The 20,382-nt window shown below is 73.1% G+C and carries 15 protein-coding genes; 9 read left to right on the forward strand and 6 right to left on the reverse strand.

Annotation, left to right across the window (positions count from 1 at the left end):
- The 6 genes from IE124_RS33710 to IE124_RS33735 all read left to right on the forward strand — a co-directional run.
- Nucleotides 1–1,608, forward strand: a 1,608-nt coding sequence (locus tag IE124_RS33710; RefSeq protein ID WP_229833144.1) for a thioesterase domain-containing protein, incomplete at its 5' end; no start/stop codon positions are given.
- Between the two features lie 17 nt (nt 1,609–1,625).
- Nucleotides 1,626–2,450 (forward strand): thioesterase II family protein, encoded by an 825-nt coding sequence (locus tag IE124_RS33715; protein ID WP_229833146.1) that lies wholly within the window; start codon nt 1,626–1,628, stop codon nt 2,448–2,450.
- Nucleotides 2,432–3,793: a cytochrome P450 family protein gene (locus IE124_RS33720; protein WP_189513770.1), complete on the forward strand. Its 1,362-nt coding sequence runs from the start codon at nt 2,432–2,434 to the stop codon at nt 3,791–3,793. Before IE124_RS33715 ends, IE124_RS33720 begins: the two co-directional genes overlap by 19 nt.
- 68 nt (nt 3,794–3,861) lie before the next feature.
- Nucleotides 3,862–5,142 (forward strand): activator-dependent family glycosyltransferase, encoded by a 1,281-nt coding sequence (locus IE124_RS33725; protein ID WP_189513773.1) that lies wholly within the window; start codon nt 3,862–3,864, stop codon nt 5,140–5,142.
- Between the two features lie 88 nt (nt 5,143–5,230).
- On the forward strand, nt 5,231–5,944 hold the full coding sequence (locus IE124_RS33730) for a class I SAM-dependent DNA methyltransferase (RefSeq protein WP_189513776.1): 714 nt from the start codon (nt 5,231–5,233) through the stop codon (nt 5,942–5,944).
- A 73-nt stretch (nt 5,945–6,017) separates the two neighbouring features.
- Nucleotides 6,018–8,504 carry a glycoside hydrolase family 3 C-terminal domain-containing protein gene (locus tag IE124_RS33735; RefSeq protein ID WP_229833148.1) on the forward strand — a complete coding sequence of 829 codons (2,487 nt, stop codon included), beginning with the start codon at nt 6,018–6,020 and terminating at the stop codon, nt 8,502–8,504.
- Nucleotides 8,505–8,593: 89 nt separating this feature from the next.
- On the opposite strand, the gene IE124_RS33740 is transcribed toward IE124_RS33735, so the two are convergent.
- From IE124_RS33740 to IE124_RS33760, 5 genes are all read right to left on the reverse strand, one after another.
- Entirely contained in the window at nt 8,594–9,733 is a 1,140-nt protein-coding gene (locus IE124_RS33740) for a DegT/DnrJ/EryC1/StrS family aminotransferase (protein ID WP_189513781.1), read from the reverse strand.
- Entirely contained in the window at nt 9,730–10,764 is a 1,035-nt protein-coding gene (gene rfbB, locus IE124_RS33745; RefSeq protein ID WP_189513784.1) for a dTDP-glucose 4,6-dehydratase, read from the reverse strand. Before rfbB ends, IE124_RS33740 begins: the two co-directional genes overlap by 4 nt.
- 74 nt (nt 10,765–10,838) lie before the next feature.
- Nucleotides 10,839–11,717 carry a glucose-1-phosphate thymidylyltransferase RfbA gene (gene rfbA / locus IE124_RS33750; protein ID WP_189513787.1) on the reverse strand — a complete coding sequence of 293 codons (879 nt, stop codon included), beginning with the start codon at nt 11,715–11,717 and terminating at the stop codon, nt 10,839–10,841.
- Nucleotides 11,718–11,919: 202 nt separating this feature from the next.
- Nucleotides 11,920–13,377, reverse strand: coding sequence for a dTDP-4-amino-4,6-dideoxy-D-glucose ammonia-lyase (gene desII, locus IE124_RS33755; RefSeq protein WP_189513790.1), 1,458 nt, complete (start codon nt 13,375–13,377; stop codon nt 11,920–11,922).
- Nucleotides 13,374–14,621, reverse strand: a complete 1,248-nt coding sequence (locus tag IE124_RS33760; protein ID WP_189513793.1) for a dTDP-4-dehydro-6-deoxyglucose aminotransferase — start codon at nt 14,619–14,621, stop codon at nt 13,374–13,376. The genes desII and IE124_RS33760 overlap by 4 nt, the downstream gene beginning before the upstream one ends.
- A gap of 359 nt (nt 14,622–14,980) precedes the next feature.
- On the opposite strand from IE124_RS33760, the gene IE124_RS36090 reads away from it, so the two are divergent.
- The 3 genes from IE124_RS36090 (at nt 14,981) to IE124_RS33770 (ending at nt 18,641) form a co-directional block, all read left to right on the forward strand.
- Entirely contained in the window at nt 14,981–15,289 is a 309-nt protein-coding gene (locus IE124_RS36090) for a hypothetical protein (RefSeq protein ID WP_417851961.1), read from the forward strand.
- Nucleotides 15,290–15,294: 5 nt separating this feature from the next.
- A complete protein-coding gene (locus IE124_RS36095; protein WP_417851962.1) occupies nt 15,295–15,741 on the forward strand; it encodes a cytochrome P450 in 447 nt (148 codons plus the stop codon).
- A 113-nt stretch (nt 15,742–15,854) separates the two neighbouring features.
- Entirely contained in the window at nt 15,855–18,641 is a 2,787-nt protein-coding gene (locus tag IE124_RS33770; RefSeq protein ID WP_189513796.1) for an ATP-binding protein, read from the forward strand.
- Between the two features lie 671 nt (nt 18,642–19,312).
- Here IE124_RS33770 and IE124_RS33775 read toward each other — a convergent pair.
- On the reverse strand, nt 19,313–20,296 hold the full coding sequence (locus tag IE124_RS33775) for a carbohydrate kinase family protein (protein ID WP_189513799.1): 984 nt from the start codon (nt 20,294–20,296) through the stop codon (nt 19,313–19,315).
- Nucleotides 20,297–20,382: the final 86 nt, after the last annotated feature.

A 20,382-nucleotide genomic window follows, 5' to 3' on the forward strand; every position in this document is an offset into this window, starting at 1 on the left:
ACCCTCCGCCGCGAACAAGGCGGCCTCGACCGCCTGATCACCTCCCTCGCCGAAGCCTGGACCCACGGCCTCACCGTCGACTGGACACCCGTCCTCCCGGCCGCGACCGCCGACCTCCCCGACCTCCCCGACCTCCCCACCTACGCCTTCCAGCACCGCTCGTACTGGATCAGCCCCGCGGCTCCCGGGGAGGCGCCCACCCTCACCGCTCCCGAGCACGGGGCCGCGGCCGAGCCGGGGCTCGCATGGGACCCGGGTGCCGACGCCCTCGACGAGGAAGGCCGGCGCGGCGCCGTACTCGCGATGGTGATGCGGCAGGCGGCCGCCGTACTCCGGTGCGACGCCCCCGAAGAGGTCCCCTTCGACCGCCCGCTGCGGGAGATCGGCTTCGACTCGCTGACCGCCGTCGAGTTCCGCAACCGCGTCAACCGGCTGACCGGTCTCCACCTGCCCCCCGCCGTCGTGTTCGAGCACCCCACTCCCGTCGCGCTCGCCGAGCGCATCAGCGACGAGCTGGCCGAGCGGAACTGGGCCGTCGCCGAGCCCTCGGACCAGGAGCGGACGGGGGCGGCGGCCCGGGAGGGAACGACCGCCCCCGCCGGGGCCCGCTCCAAGGCCGGCACAAGCACCGGCACCGACAGGAACACCAGCGCAGCCACAGACACAGACACCGGCACTGGCACTGGCACTGGCACTGGCACTGGCACTGGCACCGGCATGTTCCGCGCCCTGTTCCGGCAGGCCGTGGAGGACGACCGGTACGGCGAGTTCCTCGACGTCCTCGCCGAAGCCTCCGCGTTCCGCCCGCAGTTCGCCTCGCCCGAGGACTGCTCGGAGCGGCTCGACCCGGTGCTGCTGGCCGGCGGGCCGGCGGACCGGCCTGCGGGCCGCGCCGTCCTCGTCGGCTGCACCGGCACCGCGGCGAACGGCGGCCCGCACGAGTTCCTGCGGCTCAGCGCCGGCTTCCAGGAGGAGCGGGACTTTCTCGCCGTGCCGCTGCCCGGCTACGGCGCCGGTACGGGCACGGGCACCGCCCTCCTCCCCGCCGACCTCGACGCCGCGCTCGACGCCCAGGCCCTGGCGGTCCTCCGGGCCGCCGGGGACGCCCCGGTCGTCCTGCTCGGGCACTCCGGCGGCGCCCTGCTCGCCCACGAGCTGGCCTTCCGCCTGGAGCGGGCCCATGGCACCGCGCCGGCCGGAATCGTGCTGGTCGACCCCTACCCGCCGGGGCATCAGGAGCCCATCGAGGTGTGGAGCCGGCAGCTCGGCGAGGGCCTGTTCGCGGGCGAGCTGGAGCCGATGTCCGACGCGCGGCTGCTCGCCATGGGCCGGTACGCCCGCTTCCTCGCCGGCCCGCGGCCGGGCCGCAGCAGCGCGCCCGTGCTCCTCGTGCGGGCCTCCGAACGGCTGGGCGACTGGCCGGAGGAGCGCGGTGACTGGCGCGCCCACTGGGACCTCCCGCACAGCGTGGCGGACGTGCCCGGCGACCACTTCACGATGATGCGGGACCACGCTCCGGCCGTCGCCGTTGCCGTCCTCGCCTGGCTCGACGGCATCGAGCGGGACACCGCCGCCGGGCGGCGGACCGCGCAGGGGGCGGACCAGTGACCGACAGAGTTCTGAACGTGGACAGCAGCCTGTGGATCCGACGCTTCCACCCCTCGCCGAACAGCGCGGTGCGGCTGGTCTGTCTGCCGCACGCCGGTGGTTCCGCCAGCTACTTCTTCCGCTTCTCGGAGGAGCTCCACCCCTCGGTCGAGGCCTTGTCGGTGCAGTACCCCGGCCGCCAGGACCGGCGTGCCGAGCCGTGTCTGGAGAGCGTCGAGGAGCTCGCCGAGCACGTGGTCGCGGCCACCGAAGCCTGGTGGCGGGAGGGCCGTCTCGCCTTCTTCGGGCACAGCCTCGGTGCCTCCGTCGCCTACGAGGCGGCCCGCATCCTCGAACAGCGGCACGGGGTACGGCCCGAGGGCCTGTACGTCTCCGGCCGGCGCGCCCCGTCCCTGGCACCGGACCGGCTCGTCCACCAGCTGGACGACCGGGCGTTCCTGGCCGAGATCCGGCAGCTCAGCGGCACGGACGAGCGGTTCCTCCAGGACGACGAGCTGATGCGGCTGGTGCTGCCCGCGCTGCGCAGCGACTACAAGGCGGCGGAGACGTACGAGCACCGGCCCTCCGCGAAGCTCGCCTGCCCGGTGATGGCCCTGGCCGGCGACCGCGACCCGAAGGCGCCGCTGAACGAGGTGGCCGAGTGGCGCCGGCACACCAGCGGGCCGTTCTGCCTGCGGGCGTACTCCGGCGGTCACTTCTACCTCAACGACCAGTGGCACGGGATCTGCAACGACATCTCCGACCACCTGCTCGTCACCCGCGGCGCGCCCGATTCCCGCGTCGTGCAGCCCCCGACCCGACTGATCGAAGGAGCGGCGAAACGATGGCAGAACCCACGGTGACCGACGACCCGGCGCGGGCGCTCACGCAGCCTCCGCTGGGCCGCACCGTCAGCGCGGTGGCCGACCCCGAGCTCGGTGCCCACCTCCTGGAGACCCGCGGCATCCACTGGATCCACGCCGCGAACGGCGACCCGTACGCCGCCGTGCTGCGCGGGCAGGCCGACGATCCGTATCCCGCGTACGAGCGGGTGCGCGCCCGGGGCGTGCTCTCCTTCAGCCCGACGGGCAGCTGGGTCACCGCCGATCACGCCGTGGCGGCGAGCGTCCTGTGCTCGACGGAGTTCGGGGTGCCGGGTGCCGACGGCGTCCCGGTGCCGCAGCAGGTCCTCTCCTACGGGGAGGGCTGCCCGCTGGAGCACGAGCAGGCGCCGCGGGCGGCCGCCGAGGTGCCGGGGGCGTGGGCGGGGCAGCGCCGGGCCGTGGTCGAGGAGGTCCACCGGCAGATCCTGGAGGGTCTCGCGCCGGACCCGTCGGCTTCGTACGCCTTCGAGTTGGTGGGGGGTTTCGTCCGTCCGGCGGTGACGGGCGCGGCGGCCGCGGTGCTCGGTGTGCCGGCGGGTCGGCGCGGGGAGTTCGCCGAGCTGGTGGAGCGGCTGCGGCCGCTGTCCGACAGCCTGCTGGCCCCGCAGTCGCTGCGGACGGTACGGGCGGCGGACGGCGCGCTGGCCGCGTTGACGGCGTTGCTCGCCGAAGCCGGTGTCTCGGCCGCCACCGACGGCTCCGATCCCTCCTCCGGCCCCTCCGCGCCCTCTTCCGATCCCTCCGCTTCCTCCTCCGGCCCCACCGCGCCCTCCTCCGGCCCCACCGCGCCCTCGTCCGGTGTCGCGGGCCGGCCGGACGGGGCGCTGCTGTCGGCGCTCGGTGTCACCGCCGCCGTCCAGCTCACCGGGAACGCCGTGCTCGCCCTCCTCGCGCACCCGGAGCAGTGGCGGGAGCTGTGCGCGCGGCCGGGGCTCGCCGCGGCCGCGGTGGAGGAGACACTCCGCTACGACCCGCCGGTGCAGCTGGACGCCCGGGTGGCCCGCGTGGAAACGGAGCTGGCGGGCCGGCGTCTCCCGGCCGGGGCGCATGTCGTCGTCCTCACCGCCGGCACCGGCCGGGACCCGGGGGTCTTCACGGACCCGGAGCGTTTCGACCTCGCGCGCCCCGACGCCACGGCGCACCTCGCGCTGCACCCCGCCGGTCCGTACGGCCCGGTGGCGTCGCTGGTGCGGCTCCAGGCGGAGGTCGCGCTGCGGACCCTGGCCGGGCGTTTCCCCGGGCTGCGGAAGGCCGGGCCCGTGCTCCGTCCCCGCCGCGCCCCTGTCGGCCGCGGGCCGCTGAGCGTCCCGGTCGGCTCCTGAGTCCGTTCCGACCTCCCCACCCCGCCTCCCCACCCCGACCCTTCACCGGCAAGGAAGGACACGACGCCATGCGCGTCCTGCTGACCTCGTTCGCACATCACACGCACTACTACGGCCTCGTTCCCCTGGCCTGGGCGCTGCTCGCCGCCGGGCACGAGGTGCGGGTCGCGAGCCAGCCCGCGCTCACGGACACCATCACCGGGTCAGGGCTCGCGGCCGTGCCCGTCGGCACGGATCACCTCATCCACGAGTACCGGGTGCGGATGGCGGGCGAGCCGCGCCCGAACCATCCGGCGATCGCCTTCGACGAGGCCCGTAGCGAGCCGCTGGACTGGGACCACGCCCTCGGCATCGACGCGATCCTCGCCCCGTACTTCTATCTGCTCGCCAACAACGACTCGATGATCGACGACCTGGTCGGCTTCGCCAGGTCCTGGCAGCCGGACCTGGTGCTGTGGGAGCCGACGACGTACGCGGGCGCCGTCGCCGCCCAGGTCACGGGCGCCGCGCACGCCCGGGTCCTGTGGGGGCCCGACGTGATGGGGAGCGCCCGCCGCAAGTTCGTCGCGCTGCGGGACCGGCAGCCGCCGGAGCACCGTGAGGACCCCACGGCGGAGTGGCTGACGTGGACGCTGGACCGGTTCGGCGCCTCCTTCGAAGAGGAGCTGCTCACCGGCCAGTTCACGGTCGACCCGACTCCGCCGAGTCTGCGTCTCGACACGGGTCTGCCGACCGTCGGGGTGCAGTACGTTCCGTACAACGGCACGTCGGTCGTGCCGGACTGGCTCGCCGAGCCGCCGGCGCGGCCCCGGGTCTGCCTCACTCTCGGTGTCTCCGCGCGGGAGGTCCTCGGCGGCGACGGGGTCTCGCAGGCCGACATCCTGGAGGCGCTCGCCGACCTCGACATCGAGCTCGTGGCCACGCTCGACGCGGGTCAGCGCGCGGAGATCCGCTCCTATCCGAAGCACACGCGGTTCACGGACTTCGTGCCGATGCACGCGCTGCTGCCGAGCTGTTCGGCGATCGTCCACCACGGCGGGGCCGGTACGTACGCGACCGCCGTGATCAACGCGGTGCCGCAGGTCATGCTCGCCGAGCTGTGGGACGCGCCGGTCAAGGCGCGGGCCGTCGCGGAGCAGGGGGCGGGGTTCTTCCTGCCGCCTGCCGGCCTCACCCCGCAGGCGGTGCGGGACGCGGTCGTCCGCATCCTCGACGACCCCTCGGTCCTCGCCGCCGCGCACCGGCTGCGCGAGGAGACCCATCGCGACCCCACCCCGGCGGGGATCGTCCCCGAGCTGGAGCGGCTCGCCGCACAGCACCGCCGCCCGCCGGCCGATGCCCGCCGCTGAGCCGCCCTCCTCGTCCGAGGGCCCCGAGCCTCACCACTGATCTCCGCCGGGGGACGCTCCCCGGCCACCCACCGAAAGCAGGAGTCCCGTGTACGAAGTCGACCACGCCGACGTCTACGACCTCTTCTACCTCGGTCGCGGCAAGGACTACGCCGCCGAGGCCTCCGACATCGCCGACCTGGTGCGGACCCGTACCCCCGAGGCCTCCTCGCTCCTGGACGTGGCCTGCGGTACGGGCACGCATCTGGAGCACTTCACCAAGGAGTTCGGCGACACCGCCGGCCTGGAGCTGTCCGAGGACATGCTGACCCACGCCCGGAAGCGGCTGCCCGACGCGACGCTCCACCAGGGCGACATGCGGGACTTCCGCCTCGGCCGCCGGTTCTCCGCGGTGGTCAGCATGTTCAGCTCCGTCGGCTACCTGCGGACGACGGCCGAACTCGACGCGGCCGTCGCCTCGTTCGCCGCGCACCTGGAGCCCGGCGGCGTCGTCGTCGTCGAGCCGTGGTGGTTCCCGGAGACCTTCGCCGACGGCTGGGTGAGCGCCGATGTCGTCCGGCGGGACGGGCGGACCGTGGCCCGTGTCTCGCACTCGGTGCGGGACGGCGACGCGACGCGCATGGAGGTGCACTTCACCGTGGCGGACCCGGGCCGCGGCGTACGGCACTTCTCCGACGTCCACCTCATCACCCTGTTCCACCGGGCGGAGTACGAGGCGGCCTTCACGGCCGCCGGGCTGCGCGTCGAGTACCTGGAGGGCGGCCCGTCGGGCCGTGGCCTCTTCGTCGGGGTCCCCGCCTAGTCCCTCGCCCGGTCACCCCACACAGACCCCCGGGGCGTCCCGGGTGCACCAAGCACAGAGAGAGAAATCCACCGTGACAGGTAAGACCCGAATACCGCGTGTCCGCCGCAGCCGTACGACCCCCAGGGCCTTCACCCTGGCCGTCGTCGGCACCCTGCTGGCGGGCACCACCGTGGCGGCCGCCGCTCCCGGCGCCGCCGGCACGGGCCACGTGCAGTACACGAGCAAGGCGGCGGAGCTCGTCGCGCAGATGACGCTCGACGAGAAGATCAGCTTCGTCCACTGGGCGCTGGACCCCGACCGGCAGAACGTCGGCTACCTTCCGGGCGTGCCGCGTCTCGGCATCCCGGAGCTGCGCGCCGCCGACGGCCCGAACGGCATCCGTCTGGTGGGCAGGACCGCCACCGCGCTGCCCGCGCCGGTCGCCCTGGCCAGCACCTTCGACGACTCCATGGCCGACAGCTACGGCAGGGTCATGGGCCGCGACGGACGCGCGCTGGGCCAGGACATGGTTCTGGGCCCGATGATGAACAACATCCGGGTGCCACACGGCGGCCGGAACTACGAGACCTTCAGCGAGGACCCCCTGGTCTCCTCGCGCACCGCGGTCGCCCAGATCAAGGGCATCCAGGGTGCGGGTCTGATGACCACGGCCAAGCACTTCGCGGCCAACAACCAGGAGAACAACCGCTTCAGCGTCAACGCCACGGTCGACGAGCAGACGCTCCGCGAGATCGAGTTCCCGGCGTTCGAGGCGTCCTCGAAGGCCGGCGCGGCCTCCTTCATGTGTGCCTATAACGGCGTCAACGGCAAGCCGTCCTGCGGCAACGACGAGCTGCTCAACAACGTGCTGCGCACGCAGTGGGGCTTCCAGGGCTGGGTGATGTCCGACTGGCTCGCCACCCCGGGCACGGACGCCATCACCAAGGGCCTCGACCAGGAGATGGGCGTCGAGCTCCCCGGCGACATCCCGCCGGGCGAGCCCTCGCCGCCGGCCAAGTTCTTCGGTGACGCGCTGAAGCAGGCCGTCCTGAACGGCACGGTCCCCGAGGCGGCCGTGACGCGGTCGGCGGAGCGCATCGTCAACCAGATGGACAAGTTCGGTCTGCTCCTCGCGACTCCGGCGCCCCGCCCCGAGCGTGACAAGGCGGGCGCCCAGGCGGTGTCCCGCAAGGTCGCCGAGAACGGCGCGGTGCTCCTGCGCAACGAGGGCCAGGCCCTGCCGCTCGCCGGTGACGCCGGCAAGAGCATCGCCGTCATCGGCCCGACGGCCGTCGACCCCAAGGTCACCGGCCTGGGCAGCGCCCACGTCGTCCCGGACTCGGCGGCGGCGCCGCTCGACACCATCAAGGCCCGCGCGGGCGCGGGTGCGACGGTGACGTACGAGACGGGTGAGGAGACCTTCGGGACGCGGATCCCGGCGGCGCAGCTCAGCCCGGCGTTCAACCAGGGCCACCAGCTGGAGCCGGGCAAGGCGGGGGCGCTGTACGACGGCACGCTGACCGTGCCCGCCGACGGCGAGTACCGCATCTCGGTCAAGGCCACCGGTGGCTACGCGACGGTGCAGCTCGGCAGCCACACCATCGAGGCCGGTCAGGTCTACGGCAAGGTGAGCAGCCCGCTCCTCAAGCTGACCAAGGGCACGCACAAGCTCACGATCTCGGGCTTCGCGATGAGCGCCACGCCGCTCTCCCTGGAGCTGGGCTGGGTGACGCCGGAGGCAGCCGACGCGACGATCGCGAAGGCCGTGGAGTCGGCGCGGAAGGCCCGTACGGCCATCGTGTTCGCGTACGACGACGGCACCGAGGGCGTCGACCGTCCGAACCTGTCGCTGCCGGGTACGCAGGACAAGCTGATCTCGGCGGTCGCCGACGCGAACCCGAACACGATCGTGGTCCTCAACACCGGTTCGTCGGTGCTGATGCCGTGGCTGTCCAAGACCCGCGCGGTCCTGGACATGTGGTACCCGGGCCAGGCGGGCGCCGAGGCGACCGCCGCGCTGCTCTACGGTGACGTGAACCCGAGCGGCAAGCTCACGCAGAGCTTCCCGGCCGCCGAGAACCAGCACGCCGTCGCCGGCGACCCGAACCGCTACCCGGGCGTCGACAACCAGCAGACGTACAGCGAGGGCATCCACGTCGGGTACCGCTGGTTCGACAAGGAGAACGTCAAGCCGCTGTTCCCGTTCGGGCACGGCCTGTCGTACACCTCGTTCACGCAGAGCGCCCCGACCGTGGTGCGCACGTCCACGGGCGGCCTGAAGGTCACGGTCACGGTGCGCAACAGCGGGCAGCGCGCGGGCCAGGAGGTCGTCCAGGCGTATCTCGGCGCGAGCCCGAAGGTGACGGCTCCGCAGGCGGAGAAGAAGCTCGTGGGCTACACGAAGGTCGCGCTCGCGGCGGGCGAGTCGAAGACGGTGACGGTGAACGTCGACCGCCGTCAGCTGCAGTACTGGGACGCCGCGTCGGACTCGTGGAGGACGGGAACGGGCAGCAGGCTCCTCCAGACCGGTTCGTCCTCCGCGGACCTGAAGAACAGCAGCCAGGTGACCGTCTGGTGACGTGACAGGGTGCGAAGCGGCGGTGCCCGCCACCCGGGAGGGTGGCGGGCACCGCCTTTTTCGGCCTGCTCGGCCGGTCGGCCACCTGACTAGGGCCGGCCGGCCTGCTCGGCCCATTCGCGCACGGCGTCGATCACCCGGAGCGCCTGCGTGCGCTCCAGGTGCGGGCCGATCGGCAGGCTGAGGACCTGCCGGGCGAAACTCTCGGCCCGCGGGAGCGAGCCTTCCGGGGGTGCTTGGCCCGCGTAGGCGGGCGAGAGGTGCACCGGCACCGGGTAGTGGGTGAGGGTGTCGACGCCGCGGGAGTCGAGGTGGTCGCGGAGCTCGTCGCGGCGGTCGGTGCGCACGGTGAAGAGGTGCCAGACGGGGTCGGTGCCGGGCGCGGTGACCGGCAGGGCGATGCCGGGGAGGCCGGCGAGTCCGGAGAGGTATTCGGCGGCCAGCGTCGACCTGCGGCCGTTCCAGCTGTCGAGGTGGGCGAGCCGGATCCGCAGGACGGCGGCCTGTATCTCGTCCAGGCGGGAGTTGGTGCCCTTCGTCTCGTGGCTGTACTTCTGCCGGGAGCCGTAGTTGCGGAGCATCCGGAGCCGTTCGGCGAGCGCGGGGTCGCCGGTGACGACGGCGCCGCCGTCGCCGAAGCAGCCGAGGTTCTTGCCCGGGTAGAAGCTGAACGCGGCCACCGACGCACCGGCGCCGATCCGCCGGCCCCGGTAGCGGGCGCCGTGGGCCTGGGCGGCGTCCTCGACGATGTGCAGGCCGTGCCGGTCGGCGAGGTCGCGGAGGGCGTCCAGGTCGGCGGGGTGCCCGTAGAGGTGGACGGGGAGCAGCGCCCGGGTGCGGGGGGTGATCGCCTTCTCGACGAGCAGCGGGTCGAGGGTGGGGTGGTCCTCGTTCGGCTCGACGGGCACGGGGGTCGCGCCGGTGGCGGAGACCGCGAGCCAGCTGGCGATGTACGTGTGCGAGGGGACGATCACCTCGTCCCCGGGTCCGATGCCGAGGCCGCGGAGCGCGAGCTGGAGGGCGTCCATGCCGCTGTTCACGCCGACGGCGTGGTCGGTCTCGCAGTAGGTGGCGAACTCGGCTTCGAAGGCTTCGAGTTCGGGGCCGAGGAGGTAGCGCCCCGAGTCGAGTACGCGGGCGATGGCGGCGTCGGTCTCCGGGCGCAGTTCCTCGTAGGCGGCCTTGAGGTCGAGGAAGGGGACCCGGCCGGTCTCGGTGCGGGCGGTCACGCGGACACCCCCACGGCGGTGGCGGGCGGCTGCGGGGCGGTGGCGGGCGGCTGCGGGGCGGTGGCCTTGAGCGGTTCCCACCAGTCGCGGTTCTCCCGGTACCAGCGGATGGTGCGCGCGAGGCCGTCCGCGAAGGCGATCTGCGGGCGGTAGCCGAGTTCGCGCTCGATCTTGCCGCCGTCGAGGGAGTAGCGCAGGTCGTGGCCCTGGCGGTCGGCGACCCGCCGGACCGAGGACCAGTCGGCGCCGAGCGAGTCCAGGAGGATGCCGGTGAGTTCGCGGTTGGTCAGCTCCCGGCCGCCGCCGATGTGGTAGACCTCGCCGGCCCGGCCGCCCGCGAGGACGAGCGCGATGCCCCGGCAGTGGTCGTCGGTGTGGACCCACTCGCGGACGTTCGCGCCGTCGCCGTACAGCGGGAGCGTCCCGCCGTCGAGGAGGTTCGTCACGAAGAGGGGGATGAGCTTCTCGGGGTGCTGGTACGGCCCGTAGTTGTTGCAGCAGCGGGTGATCCGTACGTCGAGGCCGTAGGTGCGGTGGTAGGCGCGGGCGACGAGGTCGGAGCCGGCCTTGGAGGCCGCGTAGGGGGAGTTGGGTTCCAGCGGGCTGCTCTCGTTCCACGAGCCGGAGTCGATCGACCCGTACACCTCGTCGGTGGAGACGTGCACGACCCGGCCGACGCCGGCGTCGAGGGCGCACTGGAGCAGGGTCTGCGTGCCCTGGACGTTGGTCCCGGTGAACACGGACGCCCCCGCGATGGAGCGGTCGACGTGGCTCTCGGCGGCGAAGTGGACGACGGCGTCGACGCCGCGCAGTTCCCGGGCGAGGAGGTCGGCGTCGCGGATGTCGCCGTGGACGAACCGCAGCCGCGGGTCCGCTTCCACCGGGGCGAGGTTGGCGCGGTTGCCCGCGTAGGTGAGGCTGTCCAGGACGATCACCTCACCGGCGGGGACGTCGGGGTACGCCCCGGCGAGGAGCTGCCGCACGAAGTGCGAGCCGATGAAGCCCGCACCTCCGGTCACCAGAAGCCGCACTGCCGTCTTCCTTTCGGTCGCGCTGTCGGTGGCACTGCCGGTGGTGGGGGGAACGCGACGGCCGCGAGGTGCCCTCACGGGGCTCCCTCGCGGCCGGCGATCTCCATCAGATAGCTGCCGTACTCGGTGCGGGAGAGGCCTTCTCCCAGGCTGTGACAGGCCTCGGCGTCGATGAAGCCCATGCGGAAGGCGATCTCCTCCAGGCCCGCGATCCAGACCCCCTGCCGCTCCTCCAGGACCTGGACGTACTGGGCGGCCCGGAGGAGCGAGTCGTGGGTGCCGGTGTCGAGCCAGGCGAAGCCACGCCCCAGGTCGACGAGTTCGGCCCGGCCCCGCTCCAGGTAGACGCGGTTGACGTCGGTGATCTCCAGCTCGCCGCGCGGCGAGGGCCGGATGTTCTTGGCGATGTCGACGACGTCGTTGTCGTAGAGGTAGAGGCCGGTGACGGCGAGGTGGGAGCGCGGCTTCTCGGGTTTCTCGACGAGGCCGGTCAGCCGGCCCGTGGCGTCGACCTCGGCGACGCCGTACCGCTCGGGGTCCTTGACGGGGTAGCCGAAGAGCACGCAGCCGTCGAGGCGCGCGATGCTGTCCCGAAGGAGCGAGTAGAGGCCGGGCCCGTGGAAGATGTTGTCGCCCAGGATCAGGGCGCAGGTGTCGTCGCCGATGTGTCCGGCGCCGACGAGGAGCGCGTCCGCGATTCCCGCGGGCTCTTTCTGGACCGCATAGTCGAGTTCGATTCCCAGGTGCCTGCCGTTTCCGAGCAGCGACTGGAAGAGTTCGATGTGCTGAGGCGTGGAGATTATTTGTATCTCGCGAATACCGCCGAGCATGAGAACCGACAGCGGATAGTAGATCATCGGTTTGTTGTAGACCGGAAGAATCTGTTTCGAAATGACCGAGGTCGCCGGATGCAGCCGAGTTCCGCTCCCGCCGGCCAGGACTATTCCCTTCATTCCCGGAAACTAGCAGGAGGCTGTCGGCGATTACGGTTGGCGGGGCGGAGTTAGGGGGGCTTTAGGGGCTGCCCAGGGGGAGTCCCTTGGCCCCTTTGGGGGGGGTGGGAAAAACGCGGAGGGCCCGGCCGGACGGCCGGGCCCTCGGATGGCGTGCGGATGCGGATGCGGGTCTGGGCGCGGGTCCGGCTCCGGGTGTGGGTCAGCGCAGGAAGCCGCGGGCCTCCTCCCAGCCGTCGGCGATGTCCCGCTCCAGCTGGTTGAGGCGGGCGGTGACGACCTGGTCGAAGCCGTCCATGAAGTACTCGTCGCCGTCGCGGGCCGCCACCCGGCCGCCGCGTTCGACGTAGTCGCGGACGACCTCGGTGAGCGAGGTGCCGGGGCCCACGCGGCCCGCGATGTACCGGGTCGCGCCGTCCAGGTCGGGGAAGCCGGCCTCGCGGTACAGGTACACGTCGCCGAGGAGGTCGACCTGCACCGCGACCTGCGGGTGCGCGGTGGGCCGCATGGTGGCGGGCTTGATCCGCAGCAGTTCGGCGTCGGCCCCGGCCTTCAGGCTGTTCAGGGCGTAGCCGTAGTCGATGTGGAGCCCGGGGGTGCGCTCGCGGACCCGCTCCTCGAAGGCGGCGAGGGCCTCCTGGAGCTCGGCGCGCTCCTCCTGGGGCAGCTTGCCGTCCTCGCGGCCGCTGTAGTCCTCGCGGATGTTGACGAAGTCGATCGTCCTGCCCTGTCCTGACTCGTCGAGGTCGGCGATGAAGTCGACCAGGTCGAGCAGGCGGTGGGCGCGGCCCGGGAGCACGATGTAGGCGAAGCCGAGGTTGATCGGCGCCTCGCGTTCGGCGCGGAGCTGCTGGAAGCGGCGCAGGTTCTCGCGGACGCGGCGGAAGGCGGCCTTCTTGCCGGTGGTCTGCTCGTACTCCTCGTCGTTGAGGCCGTAGAGCGAGGTGCGGACGGCGTGCAGGCCCCACAGTCCGGGCTGGCGCTCCAGGGTCCGCTCGGTGAGGGCGAAGGAGTTCGTGTAGACGGTGGGCCGCAGGCCGTGCTCGGCGGCGTGGGCGGCCAGGGTGCCGAGGCCGGGGTTGGTGAGGGGCTCCAGGCCGCCGGAGAAGTACAGGGCGTGGGGGTTGCCCGCGGGTATCTCGTCGATGACCGAGCGGAACATCGCGTTGCCGGTGTCGAGGGCGGACGGGTCGTAGCGGGCGCCGGTGACGCGGACGCAGAAGTGGCAGCGGAACATGCAGGTCGGGCCGGGGTAGAGGCCGACGCTGTACGGGAAGACGGGCTTGCCGGCGAGGGCCGAGTCGAAGACTCCGCGCCGTTCGAGCGGGAGCAGGGTGTTCTGCCAGTACGCCCCCGCGGGGCCGCCCTCCACGGCCGCCCGGAGCTCCGGGACCCGCGGGAACAGGGCGAGGAGGCGCCGGAAGGCGTCCCGGTCGACGCCCAGGTCGTGACGGGCCTCTTCGAGCGGGGTGAAGGGGCTGTTGCCGTAGCGCACGGCGAGCCCGACGAGGTGGCGGGCGGTGCTTCCGGCCTCGTCGGACGGCACGAGACCGCCGGCGGCGAGGCTCTGGCCGACGGCGCGGACCGCCGCCCCCAGATCGGCTCCGGGGTGTGCGCAGCGTGCGGACGGGGCGGTGGCGACGGGGGCGGGGGCGGTCATCGGGAGCGTCCAATCGTGGGCGTGGGCGTGGCTGTCCGGAGGGCCGCGAGCGGGGCCGTGTCGCGGTGGCGCGAGGTCAGTTCGCGCCCGCGGGTCACGCAGAGTCTCAGCAGGTCGGCGACCCGGCGGACGTCGTCGTCGTCGACGGCAGTGCCGGTCGGCAGGCACAGCACGCGCTCGGCGAGGTGTTCGGTGTGGGTCAGCGGGGCGTGCGGCTGCCCGCGGTACGGCTCCAGTTGGTGGCAGCCCGGGGAGAAGTAGGCGCGGGTGTGGACGCCTTCGGCCTTCAGGACCTCCATCACGAGGTCGCGGTGGATGCCGGTGGTGGCCTCGTCGATCTCGACGATCACGTACTGGTGGTTGTTGACGCCGTGGCGGTCGTGGTCGGCGACGAGGACGCCGGGGAGGTCCGCCAGGTGCTCGCGGTAGGAGGCGTGGTTGCGCCGGTTCCGGTCGATTACCTCGGGGAACGCGTCGAGGGAGGTGAGGCCCATGGCGGCGGCGGCCTCGCTCATCTTGGCGTTGGTGCCGCCGGCGGGGCTGCCGCCGTGCAGGTCGAAGCCGAAGTTGTGGAGGGCCCGGATCCGGGCGGCGAGGTCGGCGTCGTCGGTGGCGACGGCGCCGCCCTCGAAGGCGTTGACGGCCTTGGTGGCGTGGAAGCTGAAGACCTCGGCGTCGCCGAGGCTGCCGGCGGGCCGGCCGTCGATCGCGCAGCCGAGGGCGTGTGCGGCGTCGAAGTACAGCCGCAGGCCGTGTTCGTCGGCGACCTTCCGCAGCTGGTCGGCGGCGCAGAGGCGGCCCCAGAGGTGGACGCCGAGGATGGCCGAGGTGCGGGGCGTGACGGCGGCGGCCACCCGGTCCGGGTCGAGGGTGCCGGTGTCCGGGTCGATGTCGGCGAAGACCGGGGTGAGGCCGATCCAGCGCATCGCGTGCGGGGTGGCGGCGAAGGTCATCGACGGCATGATCACCTCACCGGTCAGGCCGGTGGCGTGCGCCAGGAGCTGGAGCCCGGCCGTGGCGTTGCAGGTGGCCACGGCGTGCTTGACGCCGGCGAGGCCGGCGACGCGCTCCTCGAACTCGCGGACGAGCGGGCCGCCGTTGGACAGCCACTGGCCGTCGAGCGCGCGGTCGAGCCGCTCGTAGAGCTTGGCGCGGTCGATGCGGTTGGGCCGCCCCACGAGGAGCGGCTGATCGAAAGCGGCGGTGCCGCCGAAGAATGCGAGGTCGGATAAGACGCTTTTCACGGATGTTCCCTCCGGGCCACCGTCACGAAATGATTCGCCGATCCGGGAATCCCGAACGAGGTCGCCGCGCTCCACCGTGACGTACGACGAGATGGTCGATTGTGGTGGTCGATTTCGGGGGGACTCTAATCCGCGCGGAACGGACCGACAAGAGCGCACTGTGGACTTCGAATGTGCTTCGGATCACATCCACCTCCGGGGTATTCCATCGGCGGCCCGAATGTGATGATGCTTGTCAAGATCCGGGAATCAGCGGAGCCGCCGGGAGGGCCGGGGCCTGCTCCGCGGAAGAGTACGCGCGAGAAGTCCCGTTCCTCTTCCCGTTTCCGTTCCACTTCCGGCCCGGTCTGGAGTTCTTCGTGAGCCGCACCCACCAGGGAACGACCGCTTCTCGCCCCGTGCTCGACCTGGCAGCCCTGGGGCAGGACTTCGCGGCCGATCCGTACCCGACGTACGCGAGACTGCGTGCCGAGGGTCCGGCCCACCGGGTGCGCACCCCCGAAGGGGACGAGGTGTGGCTGGTCGTCGGCTACGACACGGCGCGGGCGGTCCTCGCCGATCCCCGGTTCAGCAAGGACTGGCGCAACTCCGCGACTCCCCCGACCGAGGCCGAGGCCGCGCTCAGCCACAACATGCTGGAGTCCGACCCGCGCTGCGGGCCGACCTGACGCTCTTGGACGGCGCGGTGGAGGAGATGCTGCGCTACGGAGGACCCGTGGAGTCCGCGACGTACCGCTTCCCGGTCGAGCCCGTCGACCTGGACGGCACGGTCCTCCCGGCCGGCGAGACGGTCCTCGTCGTGCTGGCCGACGCCCACCGCACACCGGAGCGCTTCCCCGACCCGCACCGCTTCGACATCCGCCGCGACACCGCCGGCCACCTCGCCTTCGGGCACGGCATCCACTTCTGCACCGGCGCCCCACTGGCCCGGATGGAGGCCCGGATCGCCGTCCGCGCCCTCCTCGAACGCTGCCCGGACCTCGCCCTGGACGTCTCCCCCGGCGAACTGTTCTGGTACCCGAACCCGATGATCCGCGGACTCGAGTCCCTGCCGATCCGTTGGCGGAGCGGCCGGGAGGCGGGCCGGCGCGTACCGGTCGAACCGGCCTGTCGCCCCTGACTGCCCCGCCGCGCGACACCCCCCGGATCAGCCCCTCTCCGCCGTAACAAGACCTGGTTAGAGTGATTGCCATACGGCGAAGGGTTCGGCGCCCGGACGAGGGGACTTCCGCGATGAATCTGGTGGAACGCGACGGGGAAACAGCCCGCCTCAGGGCCGTTCTTGACGCATCCGCCGCAGGTGAGGGGACGCTGTTACTCGTCTCCGGACCGGCCGGCAGCGGCAAGACCGAGCTGCTGCGGTCGTTCCGGCGTCTGGCGGCCGAGCGGGGGACACCCGTCTGGACGGTCCGCGCGTTACCGGGCGACCGGGACGTCCCGCTGGGTGTGCTCTGCCAGTTACTGCGCAGCGCCCAGCAGCACGGTGCCGACACGTCCACCGTCCGCGACCTGGTCGACAACGCCTCCCGGCGCGCCGGGAACCTCACCTCCCCCGCGGACGCCCCGCTCCGCGTCGACGAGACACACCAGCTGCACGACTGGCTGCGCTCCCTCTCGCGCCGCACCCCGTTCCTCGTCGCCGTCGACGACCTGACCCACGCCGACACCGCGTCCCTGAGATTCCTCCTGTACTGCGCCGCCCACCACGACCAGGGCGGCATCGGCTTCGTCATGACCGACCGGGCCTCGCAGCGCGCCGGGTACCGCGTCTTCCGCGCCGAGCTGCTCCGCCAGCCGCACTGCCGCAATCTGTGGCTCTCCGGACTTCCTCCCAGCGGGGTACGGCAGTTCCTCACGCACTACTACGGCCCCGAGGCGGCCGAGCGGCGAGCTCCCGCGTACCACGCGACGACCGGGGGGAACCCGCTGCTCCTCCGGGCGCTGACCCAGGACCGGCAGGCGGCCCGCACGGCCCTCGGCACGGCCGACGGCGACGGTCCCGTGCACGGGGACGCCTTCGCCCAGGCCGTCCTCGACTGCCTGCACCGCAGCTCCGAGGGCACACTGGAGACCGCCCGCTGGCTAGCCGTCCTCGAACAGTCCGACCCGCTCCTCGTGGAGCGGCTCACGGGGACGACCGCCGCCGCCGTCGAGCGCCACATCCACGAACTCGCCGCCATCGGCCTCCTGGACGAGGACGGCGCCCTCGGGCAGCCCGCGATCCGCGAGGCCGCCCTCCTGGACCTGCCGGCCGGGGAACGCACCGAGCTGCACCGGCGCGCCGCGGAACAGCTGCACCGGGACGGCGCCGACGAGGACACCGTGGCCCGTCATCTGCTGGTCGGCGGCGCCCCCGACGCGCCGTGGGCGCTCCCCCTGCTCGAACGGGGCGCACAGCAGGCCCTCTTCGACGACCGTCTCGACGACGCCTTCCGGATCCTCGAGTTCGCCGTGCGGTCCAGCACCGACAACACCCAGCTGGCCCGCCTCGCCCCGCACCTCGTCGCGGCCTCCTGGCGGATGAACCCGCACATGACGACCCGGGCCCTCGCCCTCTTCGACCGGCTCCTGAGCGGTGAACTGCAGCCCAGCCACCCGGTCATGGGTCTGATCCGCTGCCTCGTCTGGTACGGGCGGCTGCCCGAGGCCGCCGACGCGCTGTCCCGGCTGCGGCCCCGCACCGACAGCGAGCACCTGGAGATGTCGCTGACCCGCATGTGGCTGGCAGCGCTGTGCCCTCCGCTTCTGGAGTCCCTGCCGCCGTCGCCCGAACCGGAGCGCGGTCCCGTCCCGGTGCGGCTCGCGCCCCGCACGATCGCGCTCCAGGCCCAGGCCGGCGTCTTCCAGCGGGGCCCGGACAACGCGTCGGTCGCACAGGCCGAGCAGATACTGCAGGGCTGCCGGCTCTCGGAGGAGACGTACGAGGCCCTGGAGACAGCCCTGCTCGTCCTCGTCCACGCGGACCGGCTCGACCGGGCGCAGTTCTGGTCCGACGCGCTGCTCGCGGAGGCGGTGGAGCGGCGGTCGCTCGGCTGGGAGGCGATCTTCGCCGCGACCCGGGCGATGATCGCGATCCGCTGCGGGGACCTCCCGACGGCCCGGGAGCGGGCCGAGCTTGCGCTCTCCCACGCGGCGCCGGAGAGCTGGGGGCTCGCCGTGGGCATGCCGCTCTCCGCGCTGCTGCTCGCCTGCACGGAGGCCGGCGAGTACGAGCAGGCGGAGCGGGTCCTGCGGCAGCCGGTGCCGGACGCGATGTTCGACTCGCGGCACGGCATGGAGTACATGCACGCGCGGGGCCGCTACTGGCTGGCGACGGGACGACTGCACGCGGCACTGGGCGAGTTCATGCTCTGCGGGGAGATCCTGGGCAGCTGGAACCTCGACCAGCCGTCGATCGTGCCCTGGCGGACCTCGGCCGCCGAGGTGTACCTGCGGCTCGGCAACCGCCAGAAGGCGCGGGCGCTGGCCGAGGCGCAGCTCGCCCTGGTCCGGCCGGGGCGCTCCCGCACCCGGGGCCTCACCCTGCGGGTCCTTGCGGCCGCGGCGGACGGCCAGCAGGCGGAGCGCCTGCACGCCGAGGCGGTGGACATGCTCCACGACAGCGGCGACCGGCTCGAACACGCTCGCGCGCTGGCCGGGATGAGCCGCCACCAGCAGGCACAGGGAGACAACTACCGGGCCCGGATGACGGCGCGGCTGGCCGGTGACATGGCGTGGGCCTGCGGCGCGTACCCGCTGGCCGAGGAGATCGTGCCGGGCCGCGGCGGCCGCCGCGCGAAGGCGGTGAGCACGGAACTGGAGCTCCCGGGCGGCCCCGACGTCGACCTCCTCTCGGAGGCCGAACGCCGCGTCGCGGCCCTGGCCGCCCGGGGCCTGACGAACCGCCAGATAGCGCGCCGTCTCTGTGTCACCGCGAGCACGGTCGAACAGCACCTGACGCGCGTCTACCGCAAACTGAACGTCACCCGCCGAGCAGACCTCCCGGTAAGCCTGGCCCAGGACAAGTCCGTCACGGCATAGGCCGGCGGGGGCCGTGGGCACGCCGGGGGGACAGTGCCCGGTACGACGCCGGCACCCCCGGTCAGGCCTGTACCCGGCAGGCGCCTCGGTCGGCGTATCGGGACGGCGCCCGGCGGGCGTGTCGGGGCGCGGCCCGGCGGGCGCCTCGGTCGGTGTGTCGGCCCGTCGGGCGAATCGGTCAGTGTGTCGGCCCGTCGGGCGCCTCGGTCGGTGTGTCGGCCCGTCGGGCGAATCGGTCAGTGTGTCGGCCCGTCGGGCGCCTCGGTCGGTGTGTCGGCCCGTCGGGCGAATCGCGCGCCGGTCGGCGCGCGTGAGCGCCTGCCGACGTGCAGAAGACGCGCCGGACGGCACGCGTGAGCACCCGCCGACGTGCAGAAGACGCGCCGGACGGCACGCGTGAGCACCCGCCGACGTACAGAAGACGCGCCGGACGGCACGCGCGAGCACCCGCCGACGTACAGAAGACGCGCCGGACGGCACGCGTGAGCGCCCGCCGACGTGCAGAAGACGTGGCGGACGCGCTCCGCGCATTCATCCGCGCGCACGCGTCCCTCACCGCGCGGAGCGCGTGGCAGACCGCGCTCTGCGCGACCCGCCCGTCGTACGGGCTCACGGGACCCGCGCGACGGGCGGGTCGGACGTCGCCGTCCGGCCCGCCCGTCGCGGTTCCGTCAGCGGGCCGCGGCGAAGAGGGCGGGGGCGATCACCGCGGCCTCGGGGCCGTACGCGGCGACGAGTCGTTCGTGGACTCCCTCCCGCGTGACCTCGTACGACTGCGGTCCGACCGACTCCAGCGCGAAGGTCGCCATGACGGCGCCCGCACGGGCCGCGTCGACGACCTCCAGGCCGGAGGCCAGCGCCGCGAGGAAGCCCGCGCGGAAGGCGTCGCCGCCCCCGGTGGGGTCCGCGGCGTCCGTCGCGGGGACGGCCGCGCTCTCGATCCCGGGCCGCCCGGCCGTGTCGATGCGGCACCCCTTCGCACCGAGCGTGGTGATCCACGTACCGACCCGGGCGAGCACCTCGCCCTCGGTCCAGCCGGTCTTGCTGAGCAGCAGCGCCCGCTCGTAGGCGTTCGTGAACAGCAGCTCGGCCCCGTCGACGAGCTCCCGCACGCTGTCGCCCTCCAGCCGCGCGAGCTGCTGCGAGGGGTCCGCGGCGCGCCGGAGGCCCAGCTCGCGGCAGGCCCGCGTGTGCCGGAGCATCGCCTCGGGGTCGTCCGCGCCGACGAGGACGAGGTCGAGCCCGCCGGGCCGGCCGGCCGTCTCGCCGAGGTCGATGTCGCGCGCCTCGGCCATCGCGCCCGCGTAGAACGAGGCGAGCTGGTTGCCGTCCTCGTCGGTGGTGCACATGAAGCGGGCGGTGTGCTGCCGCTCCGACACCCGCACGGAGTCGGTGTCGACGCCCGCGGCGCGGAGCAGCTGCCCGTACCCGTCGAAGTCCTTGCCGACGGCGCCGACGAGGACGGGCCGGCGGCCGAGCAGGCCGAGGCCGTACGCGATGTTGGCGGCGACGCCGCCGTGCCGGATGTCCAGGGTGTCGACGAGGAACGACAGGGACACGTGGGCGAGCTGGTCCGGCAGGATCTGCTCGGCGAAGCGGCCCGGGAAGGTCATGAGGTGGTCGGTGGCGATCGACCCGGTGACGGCGATGCGCATGTCAGAGACCCGCGGCCTTCTTCAGGGCGTCCACGCGGTCGGTGCGCTCCCAGGTGAAGTCCGGCAGCTCGCGGCCGAAGTGGCCG

The organism is Streptomyces narbonensis, from assembly GCF_014649015.1.
In the GTDB taxonomy this organism is placed as follows: domain Bacteria; phylum Actinomycetota; class Actinomycetes; order Streptomycetales; family Streptomycetaceae; genus Streptomyces; species Streptomyces narbonensis.